At 75.9% G+C, this 2,524-nt stretch carries 1 protein-coding gene and 1 pseudogene; one reads left to right on the top strand and one right to left on the bottom strand.

The annotated features are described in order from the left end of the window. Nucleotides 1–41: 41 nt before the first annotated feature. Nucleotides 42–1,538, bottom strand: a complete 1,497-nt coding sequence (locus ACFUVW_RS20565; protein ID WP_430573150.1) for a hypothetical protein — start codon at nucleotides 1,536–1,538, stop codon at nucleotides 42–44. Nucleotides 1,539–1,845: 307 nt separating this feature from the next. On the opposite strand from ACFUVW_RS20565, the pseudogene ACFUVW_RS20560 reads away from it, so the two are divergent. Beyond that, nucleotides 1,846–2,524: pseudogene (locus ACFUVW_RS20560) on the top strand (hypothetical protein); the annotation flags it as partial.

The raw sequence follows: 2,524 nt of genomic DNA, 5'->3' as shown, positions 1-2,524 counted from the left end.
CCACCGTGCGGTGACGGGCCCGCGGCGTCGAGGCGTGCGGCTCAGGCCTTGGACGGGGCCGGCGACTCCTGCTCGGTGTCGGCCTCGGCGTCGGCCTGGGTATCGACCTCGGTGCCGGTCGCGGTGTCGGCGTCGTCGGACTCCGGCTCGGCGGCGTCCGCGGCGGGCCGCTCGTCGGCCGGCTCGGAGGCCTCCTCGTCGGTCTCGGTCTCGGGCTCGACGTCGGCCGCAGCGTCGTCGCGCGCGTCCGCCTGAGGCGCCGGCACGCTCGCCTGCACGACGGCGACGGGCTGGCCCTGGCCGGCGGGGGTCTCGGCGGCCCGCTCCGCGCCGAGCAGGCCGCGCAGCTCCTCGAGGTAGGAGTTGATCGAGTCGTGCCGGCGGGTGAGGTCCTCGAGCTGGCGGGCCGCGGTGGAGCGGTGGTTCTCCGCCTCGACGCGGGCGTCGTTGACCATCTGCTCGGTGAACTCGCGCGCCTCGGCGACGATCCCGTCCGCGGTGCGGCGGGCGTCCGCGACGAGGGACTTCACGTACGCGTCGGACTCCGCGCGGACCTTCTCCGCCTGCTGCAGGGCCAGCGCGACGCGCTGCTCGGCCTCCGCCGCGTGCTCCTCGGCGGCGCGGACCAGCAGGTCCGTCTCCTGGCGGGCCGTCTCGTGCCGCGCGGCGGCCTCGTGCTCCACCTGCTCGCGGCGCTGCGCGATCTCCAGCTCCGCGTCGGCCAGCGCGGCGCGGGCCTGCTCGCGCAGCTGCTCGAGCTCGGTCGTCACCGCGTCCGACGCCTCGGCGGCCTGGTGCTTGGCCTCGGCGATGATGCGGGCGGCCTCGCGCCGGGTGCGCTCCAGGAGGTCGGTGGACTCGCGGTCGGCCTCCTCGCGCAGCGCCGCGGCCTCGGCGGCGGCCTGCGCCCGCTGCTGCGCGGTGTCGCGCTCGGCGGCGACGCGCAGCTCGGTGGTCTCGCGCTCCGCGGTGGAGCGCTGGACGCCGATCTCCCGCTCGAGCGTGGCGCGGCGCTCGCTCTCCTCCGCGGACAGGGTGCTGGTGATGAGGGCGGCCTCGCGCTCGGCGGAACCGACGAGCTCCTCGGCGCGGCGCTGGGCGGCGAGCAGCGTGCCCTCGGCCTCCGCGGCCGTCGTGGACCGGATCTCCTCCGCCTCGCGGCGGGCGCTGCCCAGCAGCTCCGAGGCCTCGGACTCCGCGCGGGCGCGGACCTGGCCGGCGGACAGCTTGGCCCGCGCCATGATGTCGGCGGCCTGCTGGTTCGCCTGCGTGAGCACCTCGGTGGACTGCTCCTCCGCGGACCGCAGGAGCCGCTCGACGCGCGAGCCCAGCCCGGCGTAGGAGGGCTTCTCGTTCTCCCGCAGCTGGCGCTGGGCGAGCGCGAGCTCCGAGGAGATCTGCATGGCGCGCGCGTCGGTGCTCTCGACGTTCCGCCGGGCCTCCTCGAGCGCCTGCTCGAGTCGGGCGATGTGACCGTCCACCTGCGCGCGGTCGTAACCGCGCATGGTGATCGGGAAGAGCGTGCGCTCGTCGGACACGTGCAGACCTCCGTACATGGTGGGTGCCCCGGCGTCGCCAGGATAGTGGCGGGGGCAGGGCGCCGATACTCGGGACATTCTTGCCCCGGCGGGACGAGTCGGACATCCTCCCACGCCGGGTCGGTGCGGCGCGACGGCGTCGCCCCGGCAGTGTTCCACGGGTCGTGACGACGCGCAGGAGCCCGGGCGCGTCCGTCGTACGCGAGTCGTGAAGGGTTCGTGAACCGCACCCTGCCAGGGCGGTCACGTGGACGGAGCCCGCCGCGCCGTCCCTATGCTGGACTGTCCACGTCGAAGGGAAAGCTCGGTGCTGCAACGCATTCTGGGCGGCGTCCTGGTCCTCATCGGACTGGCTGCCGCCGCGCTCGGTGTCGCCTCGGCCACGGTCTGGCGCGACACCGACACGGTGGTCGCCACGGCCAAGCCGACCGGTGACGGCACGTTCGTCGTCACCGACCCCGGTGTCCTCGGGCTCGTCGGAGGCGACGTCACCGTGAGCGCGACCGTCCCCGAGGGCCAGAAGGTCACCCTCGCCGTCGGCCGGGACGTCGACGTCGCGGGATGGGTCGGCAACGACCCCTACTCGCGCGTGACCGGCCTCAGCGACTGGGAGAACCTCTCCGTCACCGCGGGCGAGCCTGCCGACGCCGAGACCAACGCGGCGCCGACGTCCGGCCCCGACCCGGCCGGGTCGGACATGTGGGTGGCCGAGGCCTCCGACGAGAACAGCGTCACGCTGCGCTGGAGCGACCGCCCCGGCCGCTGGACGCTGCTCGCCGCCGGCGTCGGCGAGGGTGCGCAGGCGCCGACCCTGGAGCTCAGCTGGCCGCGGACCGTCACCACGCCGTACCTCTGGCCCGGCGTCGGGGTGGGCGTCGTGCTGGTGCTCGGCGGCGCCCTGCTGCTGGTGCTCGGCGGACGGCGGGCCCGCGCCCGTCGCGCCGACCTGGCCGAGCAGGGGGCGGGCGGCGAGGCCGCCGGCGACC

Origin of the sequence: Isoptericola sp. NPDC057391, assembly GCF_042668085.1 — a bacterium.
In the GTDB taxonomy this organism is placed as follows: Bacteria; Actinomycetota; Actinomycetes; order Actinomycetales; family Cellulomonadaceae; genus Isoptericola.
Note: the sequence above shows the minus strand (reverse complement) of the source record. Positions and strands in the feature narration are given on the sequence as shown.